At 63.1% G+C, this 7,821-nt stretch carries 8 protein-coding genes; all 8 read right to left on the minus strand.

Annotation, left to right across the window (positions count from 1 at the left end; translation table 11 throughout):
- On the minus strand, positions 1-1,247 hold a 1,247-nt coding region (trbI, locus tag LC343_RS24750; RefSeq protein WP_223479820.1), incomplete at its 3' end, for an IncP-type conjugal transfer protein TrbI.
- On the minus strand, positions 1,244-1,711 hold the full coding sequence (gene trbH / locus LC343_RS24755; RefSeq protein ID WP_223479821.1) for a conjugal transfer protein TrbH: 468 nt from the start codon (positions 1,709-1,711) through the stop codon (positions 1,244-1,246). The genes trbI and trbH, both read right to left, overlap by 4 nt.
- A gap of 4 nt (positions 1,712-1,715) precedes the next feature.
- Positions 1,716-2,495: a P-type conjugative transfer protein TrbG gene (trbG, locus tag LC343_RS24760; RefSeq protein ID WP_223479826.1), complete on the minus strand. Its 780-nt coding sequence runs from the start codon at positions 2,493-2,495 to the stop codon at positions 1,716-1,718.
- A gap of 65 nt (positions 2,496-2,560) precedes the next feature.
- The gene (locus LC343_RS24765) at positions 2,561-3,223 is read right to left on the minus strand and encodes a conjugal transfer protein TrbF (protein ID WP_223479822.1); all 663 of its coding nucleotides are present in this window, start codon (positions 3,221-3,223) and stop codon (positions 2,561-2,563) included.
- 8 nt (positions 3,224-3,231) lie between these two features.
- Positions 3,232-4,398 carry a P-type conjugative transfer protein TrbL gene (gene trbL / locus LC343_RS24770; RefSeq protein ID WP_223479823.1) on the minus strand — a complete coding sequence of 389 codons (1,167 nt, stop codon included), beginning with the start codon at positions 4,396-4,398 and terminating at the stop codon, positions 3,232-3,234.
- On the minus strand, positions 4,379-4,579 hold the full coding sequence (locus tag LC343_RS24775; RefSeq protein WP_223479824.1) for a TrbJ/VirB5 family protein: 201 nt from the start codon (positions 4,577-4,579) through the stop codon (positions 4,379-4,381). Before LC343_RS24775 ends, trbL begins: the two co-directional genes overlap by 20 nt.
- Positions 4,579-5,376 carry a P-type conjugative transfer protein TrbJ gene (gene trbJ, locus LC343_RS24780; RefSeq protein WP_223479827.1) on the minus strand — a complete coding sequence of 266 codons (798 nt, stop codon included), beginning with the start codon at positions 5,374-5,376 and terminating at the stop codon, positions 4,579-4,581. Before trbJ ends, LC343_RS24775 begins: the two co-directional genes overlap by 1 nt.
- Positions 5,348-7,795: a conjugal transfer protein TrbE gene (locus LC343_RS24785; RefSeq protein ID WP_223479825.1), complete on the minus strand. Its 2,448-nt coding sequence runs from the start codon at positions 7,793-7,795 to the stop codon at positions 5,348-5,350. Before LC343_RS24785 ends, trbJ begins: the two co-directional genes overlap by 29 nt.
- Between the last annotated feature and the right edge of the window lie 26 nt (positions 7,796-7,821).

The raw sequence follows: 7,821 nt of genomic DNA on the forward strand, positions 1-7,821 counted from the left end.
CCCGGCCTGATCTGAAGTGTCGGTTGCACATTGAGGTTCTTCGACACCGTTTGCTCCGAAATCTGACTGAAGGTCTCTGCGAAGGAGCGGCGCGCCGCGTCGCTGGCGCTGTCCACCGTAGTTGAGGTGCTGTTGTCATCGGGGAGAAGCATGTCGGTGCCGGCGCCGATCAGCGCCACGAGGATCGCCGATCCGAAGGTGCGCAGATAATGGTTGTCGACCCGATCGTGGAAACCACCATTGCCGGCGCCATCGGTACCGGCCATGCCGCCTATCTGCAGGGTCGAACCGTTCGGGAAGATGATATCGGTCCAGACCACCAGTACCCGGTTCTGGCCGAATGTGACCTCGGAATCGTAACGCCCGAACAGCTTTGCGCCCTGCGGGATCAATAGCCGGCGGCCCGTCGCGCTGTCGTAGACATTCTGCGACACTTGCGCGGTGATGCGGCCGGGAAGATCGGAGTTGATGCCGGTGATCAGAGTGGCCGGAATCACCGAGCCACGTTTCAGCTCGAACGGCGACATTTGCGGCACCACGGAGTGCGGCAGATAGCCGAGATCCGCGATATCCTGGTTGAAGAATTGCTGTTTGGACGCCTGCCCGTTCGGATCGGCAGCCTGACCGATGCCGGACTGGAGAGCGGCGCTATAAAGATCGAGCGCACTGGCCGGCCGGTTCGCGTTCGTTAGCCCTGTTTGCTGAGTCGTCGGCGTCGCTGCAGCACTCGCGTTCTCGAGGTCCTTCAGATTGACCGCGATCGGAGAGTCGAAGGCGGCACCTTCAGCCTGGATGCTCGCCATCTGCTGACGCTGATACTCTCTAAGCACCTGTTCGTCCTGTTCGCGCTGCAGGCGCGCCCGCCACACCGCTTCCGGTTCAAGCGTCGGCTGAGGGGCGGTTACGACGGTCGGCGTCGGCTCTGGTTCCCGCTGAAACGGGTTTCTCGGTCGCTCGGGCTCCTCGATCGGTGTCGGTTGGACCACGACGGGTTGCGGTTCGCCGATAATCCCGTCCGGCACACCCTGTTTCAGCCGTTCGGCGTCGTTGGACGCGGGTCGCGCGGATGACGGCTCGATCTGCGGATCGCCCCCGAAATGCAATCCTCTCGACGACAGGCCGTAAAAGATCACCGCCAGGAAGATCAGGACCAACAGAATCGCGACGATGACCGGAACGCGATTGAGACGCCTGATGCGCGGCCCGTCCTGCGGACCAGCGCCGCCGAGTTTCAGGGACTCGGTCACGATGCGGCCTCCGATCCACGCTGCATGACGGACACTGGGCTGGCCGGTGTCGCGCCGGTGGCGCTGAGCGTGTACATGCGGGTCAGCTCGACCTGGAGCGTCGAGAGCCGCACCAGCACACCGCTCTCGAAAGGATCGATCGAATAGGCCAGCGGCGTCACCGCGGTTCCCTCGGTCGCCTGATCGGTGACGACCGCATAACCCCATTCACGAAGCGCCGCCTCGAGAGCCGGGCCGAACAGGGTGTCACTTCCGCGCAGCTCGATCGTGGTCGTGCCCGGCCCGACCTGCTCCGCCAGCCGCCCCACCATGTCGCCGGCAATGGCATTCGCCGATTCCGGTGTGAGTTCGGCCGTGACTTCGCTCCGGATGAGGCCGGGTCCACTCATGGTTTGGCACGCGGCGAGCAAGGCCAGGAGCACCAGGGCGGCCGAGAGACGGAGAAGGGAATTGATTGCACGCATCGCCCTACCCTCCCCGCCGGATCGTGATCTTCTGCTGCTGGCGCCCGACGCCGGAGACCAGGATCGCCCGATCGATGTTGTAGTCGACGACCATCATCGTGCCGTTCATGCGGTAATTGACGATGCGGTTTTCACCTCCGGAGACGACGAACAGGACGGGAGCCTCCTGCCCTGACAACGACGACGGAAACTGGATGTAGGTCTTCATCCCGTCGCTGTAGATCCGCGTCGGCCGCCAGCGCGCCGCGCCGCTCATGTGAAACGCGAAATCGAGCTGATCGGCCGGAACGCCGGCGCCGGGCACAACGCTCGCCTCGATCCGCGCGTTGATTTCGGCGAACCGCGCATTGATGTCTTCGGGATAATCGAAGCCGACGCGGGCCATGTACTGGCTGTGATGCGATTTCAGCTGAATATGATAGGTGCGCCGCGAGGTCGTCACGACCATCGAGGTGACCAGGCCCGCTTCGGACGGTTTGACGATCAGATGGATCGCCTGTCCGCTTGGCGCACCGGATGTTGCCGGTTCGACCTTCCAGCGCACGGTGTCGCCAAGAAGAACGTCGCGCACCACCTCCCCGGCCTGAAGTTCGATATCGCAGACCTGCAGCGGCGAGCAGACGACCGATGGCTGAACCTCGCCATAAAGGAAGATCACCTTGCCGTCGGCTCCGCGCGTTACCACGCCTTGCCGGTGCTGCCACTGACCGGAGAGCTGCGTTCCGCGCGCTTCGTTGCTCGTAAGCTGCTGTCCCTGTGCGGGCAGCGTCGCCGCCGCGATCATCACGCCGGCGCAAAGCACGATGCCGCGGTATGTCTGTTTGTTCATTCACCTATCCTCCGGGGCACCTAGAGCTGCGCCGTCCAGTCAAAATCCTTCAAATAAAGTCCGATGGGGTTGAGGCGGATCACCGCCTCGTCTTGCGGCGGGGTGAGGGTCACCGTGGCGACACCGCGGAACCGCCTCGTTGCGAGTTCCTTGCCCTGCCGGTCCCGCTCATATTCGGTCCAGTCGATCTGATAGCTCTGGTTGGAAAGCGGCACGATGTTCGTGACCTCTATCGCCACCGTCTTTTCGCGCGCGCGATCGAAAGGCGAGTTGCTCCGGAACCACGCATTGACCTTTTCGGTCGCCGGGTCGGGCGACCTGAGATGCGCATAAGCCCGATCGATATATTGCTTCTGGACGACGGTGTCGGGCGTCACCGAGCGGAAGTTCGATACGAAGCTCCCAAGCGTCGCGCGCACGACGCGTGGGTCCGCGTACTCGATCTGCTGCGGGAACCCTGTCGTTGCCGCAGTGCCGAGCTTGTCGACCTCGACGATATACGGGACCAGCTTCACCTGTGTGCTCTGATAGAGCGCGTAGGAAAATCCGATGACCGCCATGAGCATGCCGGTGATCCCGACGATCCGCCAGGCCGCGGCTGCCTTCACATATGACCCGTAGCGCTCGTTCCATTCCTGGCGCGCGGCGAGATAGGGATTTTCCGGGATACTGGTTCTAGCCATGGTCTCTGTCACGCTTTCTCGTCACGGTTCGGGCGGGCAGCGGGACGACCCTGGGACTGGTCAAGCTTGGCGTTGGCAAGCCCAAGGGTCGAAGCGCCCCAAGTACCCGGAACCCCGATAGCCTTGTCGCGGGCGGCCGAGGCGGCCGCACCGCCGGCGGCGCCCATCCCGCTTGCCATGCCCTTGAGTGCTGCCCCGCCAAAGGAACTGCCGGCGGCGCGGGCATCGGAATAGGCCGCGGCCCCTGCCCTCGCCCCGCCCACGGCAAGCGCCGCGCCGCCTGCCGCAAAGCTTGCCGCCTGGGCGCCGTGACGGATGGTCTCCATTCCGCCCGTGACCGAGACGCCCTGGACCATGCCCTGCACGATGTTGGGGACGTACATCGCGATGACGAACACCACGACCGAGATGCCGGCGATTGCCAGCGTCGCCAGAAACTCGTCGCCGGTCGTCGGCGAATTGGCGAGGTTGATCAGGACTTGCGAGCCGATCCGCGCGATCATCACCAGCGCCATCAGCTTCATTCCGACGGAAAATGCGTAGATCAGATAGCGGACCGAGAAATCCTTGGTGAAGCTCGAACCGCCGAGGCCGAGCATGATCATGCCGGCCAGAAGTCCGACATACATCTCCACCATGACCGAGACGAAGATCGCGGCGACGAGGCTGAAGCAGATCACCGTGATGACCATCGCGAAGACGGCGGCGATCGCCAACGCATTGTCCTCGAACAGGCCGAACTGCGCTTTCGCAGACATGGCACTTGCGACCTCAAGACCGGCATTGAAGACATTGGCCGGTGAGGCAGACCCGCCCCCGGCCCCGATCTGGAACAGGCTGTCTACAACCGCCTTCGTAAAATCCGGACCCTGCTCCAGAATGAAGACGAAGAGGCCAATGAACATGATGCGCCGGACAAGCTCGGCGAACCATGTGTCGAGAGAGGCCGCCGAGATCGCCAGCCAGACCGCGGCGATCCCGACCTCGATGCCGGCGAGAATCCAGAAGAGCGATCTGGCCGCGTCAAGGATCGTCGTTTCCCAGCCCTGAGCGGCCGTCGCAATCTCGTTTTCGAGATTGGTCAGCAAGGTGCCTTCCTGAGCCAATGTGGGATGGGCCCAGAGGATGACGCCTCCGATCAGAAGAAGAGCGAGCCTAGTTTCCTGACGTGCCATCGGCCCCGCCTTCCGACTTGCCCCATCGCGGCCGCATCTCCTGGCCGCCCTCGAGATCGAAGTGCTGCCTTTCCGGGGCGACGGCCGCCGCCGGCGCTTCCGGTTGGGTGGTTGCGTTCCAGATGACGATGCCGACAACGAAAACGACGACGGCGCAGATCGCGATGATGAAGAACCTCATCACCAGCGCGGATCCATCGTCTGTCCGCCGGATGTCGACGGCGTGGTCGAATTGAAGAACTCCTCGCGCCGGTTCTGCGCAAGGTCCTTTGCCGCTTGTTCGGATTGATACCAGGTGCCCATCATCGTCACCTGCTGTGAGACGAGCCCGCGAAGCTTCTGCGCCTGGGCGACCTGCTGGGCGGCGATCTCATGGCCGACCTGCAGCGCCTGCATCTGGCCGACCGAAGACTGCGACATCGACCGGAGCTGGCTCATCGTCGATTCCTCGGAGCTGAACTGATCGGCGGTCAGTCCCGCCGCCCTGAGTGTCGCTCCAATCGTGTCGCGGTTGGTGTCGGACCAGTCCTGATAGCTCGACGAGAAGGTCTGCCCGTTGGCGAGGCCTGACTTGAAATCGGCAAAGCTCTCGAAACGCTGCCGCAGCACGTCATCGGCATTGCCCATCGAGAAGGCGACCGATTGACCCTGCTGGACGAGGCTCTGCAGCTGCATCAGATCGCTTTCGACCTGACCCCAGACGTGGCTCGGCAAAGTCAGCGTGTTCTGCAGCATGTTCTCATAGATCCTCAGCTGGTTCTGGATCTGCTCGGCCAGCTGCGTGATCTGGGTCACCTGATTCTGGATTTGCTCGGCTGATTGGCCGACGAGGCCGACCAGCTCGCCATTGTTGAGGATCTGCGTGAATTCCGTCGCTCCGAAGAACCCGCCACCGCCCGCCTGGGTGCTGGAGGCTGACGAGACTGTGAGAATTGCGGCCACCGCAATCCTAGCTGTGCGTGAGAATGCGCTTGGCATCATCGACTCCCCTTTCCTCCAGCCAGGCCGCTGGCCAGTCGCTGCCGTGCGTCTCGCTAAGCTGATCAATTCGTTTGAGATTGTCCTTGCCGGACGCGCCGACGAAGGCGAGCGCGATCGCTCCGAGCGCCATATCAAAGAGCCGCCGGCCTTCGGGCGAGGCGACGTAGTATTCGCGCTTGGGAATAGCCGTTGCGACGATCTCGATCTGCCGGTCGTTGAACCCGATGCGTTCGTAGAACTCGCGCGTTCCCGATTCCCGCGCCGCACCGTTAGGCAGGCAGATCTTTGTCGGGCAGCTTTCTTTCAAGACGTCGATGATACCGGACTGCTCCGCGTCCGAGATCGACTGCGTGGCAAGCACGACCGCGCAATTGGCCTTGCGCAGCACCTTCAGCCATTCCCTGATCTTGTCGCGGAACATCGGATGGCCGAGCATCAGCCAGGCCTCGTCGAGAATGATGAGGCTTGGGCTCCCGGTGAGGCGCTTTTCGATTCGTCTAAAGAGATAGAGCAAAACGGGCACGAGATTGCGCTCGCCCATATTCATCAGTTCCTCGACCTCGAAGGTCTGGAACGATCCGAGCGTCAGCCCGTCCTCCTCCGCGTCGAGGAGCTGCCCCATCGGCCCGTCGACCGTGTAGTGCTGCAGGGCGGTCTTGATCTCGCGCATCTGCACGCCGCTCACGAAATCGGACAGCGAGCGCCCACGGGCATCTGCCAGCAGACCGATCTGGCGAGCGATGGCGTTGCGGTGATCCGGAGTGATCGTCACACCCTGCATGGCGACGAGCGTCTCGACCCACTCGGCAGCCCAAGCGCGGTCACCGTCTGTCGAGAGCTCGGCCAGCGGGCAGAAGGCGAGCGCTCTCCCCTCCCCGGCTCCGATCTCATAGTGATCCCCGCCCGCGGCCCTAGTCAGCGGATAAAGCGACTTCCCCTTGTCGAAGGCGAAAATCTGCGCGTGCTCGTAGCGCCGGAACTGTGCGGCGATCAGCGCCAACAGTGTCGACTTGCCCGATCCAGTCGGGCCGAAGATCAGCGTGTGGCCGACATCGTCGACGTGAAGGTTCAACCGGAAGGGAGACGAGCCGCTGGCGACCTGCATCAGTGGCGGGGCGTTTGGCGGGTAGAACGGGCATGGGGCGACGGCGCTGCCTGCCCAGACGGAATTGACCGGAATGAGATCGGCAAGGTTGCGCGTGTTGATCAGCGGTTCGCGGACATTGGCTTGAGCGTTGCCCGGCAGGCTGCCGAGATAGGCCTCGGTGGCATTGAGGGTTTCGATGCGGGCGCCGAAGCCTTCGGCCTGGATGAGCCTCCGGACGGCCTCTGCCTGATCGCGCAGACGGGCCTCGTCCGTGTCGAACATGACGATGACGGGCGTGTAATAGCCGTAGGCGACGAGCTGCGATGACGCCTCGGCGATCGCGTCCTCGGTTTCGGCAACCATGGTCATGGCGTCCTGGTCGACCGATCGGCTCTGGGTCTGGAAAAGCTGATCGAAAAACGGCCGCACTTTCTGCTGCCACTTCTTGCGGGTGCGTTCTAGCTTTTGCCGCGCTTCCTGGTCGTCGAGGAAGATGAAGCGGCTGGACCAGCGATAGGTCAGCGGCATCAAATCGAGCGAATTGAGGATGCCGGGCCAGCTCTCGGCCGGAAACCCGTCGATCCCGACAATTGCGAGATAGCTGCCGTCGACCATGGGCGAGAGCCCGTGATGGAATTCGGCCGTCACCAGCCAGTCGAGATACATCGGGATCGCCGGCAGCCTGACGGGGTGGTTCTCGCCGAGAATGCAGAACCGGATGAACTGGAAGAGCTCGTCGTAGCGCGCCTCGTCACCGGTTTCCGGATGAACAACCGTCCGCGTGACCATGCGGCGGATCATCAGCACATTGCCGAGATATTGCTCGACCTCCCTGATAGAGGTCTGGAAGGAAGTGAGCACCCCGTCGGCATAGGTTTGCGAGCGGCTTCCTTCGTCCGAATAGACGTAACGTGCCATGGCCGACCGCCGCGGCTCCGGCGGCCGATAGGTCAGGATCAGCGCGTGCTGGCTTTCGTAGTGGCCGCGCTCGGCCATGAAATGCGCCCGTCGCTGCTCGTCGATCGCGCGCGTCACCGGATCGGGAAAGTGGCAATCCTCGCGGGCGGGATAGGCCGTCGTGGGGACGCGAACCGCCTCGACCTGGATCATCCAGCCCGACCCAAGCCGCGAGAGGACGGCGTTAATCTGCCGCGAGACCTCGTTGCGCTCGATATTGGTGGAGCTCTCCGAATCCGGTCCGGCAAAATACCATCCGGCCATCAGCGAGCCGTCCTTCAGCAGGATGATCCCGTCAGCGACGAGGCCTGCATAGGGCAACAGGTCGGAAAAGGACGGCTTTGAGTTTCTGAATTGCCGGAGCGCCACCATGGTCGGTCAGTACCTCCGCCAGGGCG

Source organism: Oricola indica (genome assembly GCF_019966595.1).
GTDB lineage: Bacteria > Pseudomonadota > Alphaproteobacteria > Rhizobiales > Rhizobiaceae > Oricola > Oricola indica.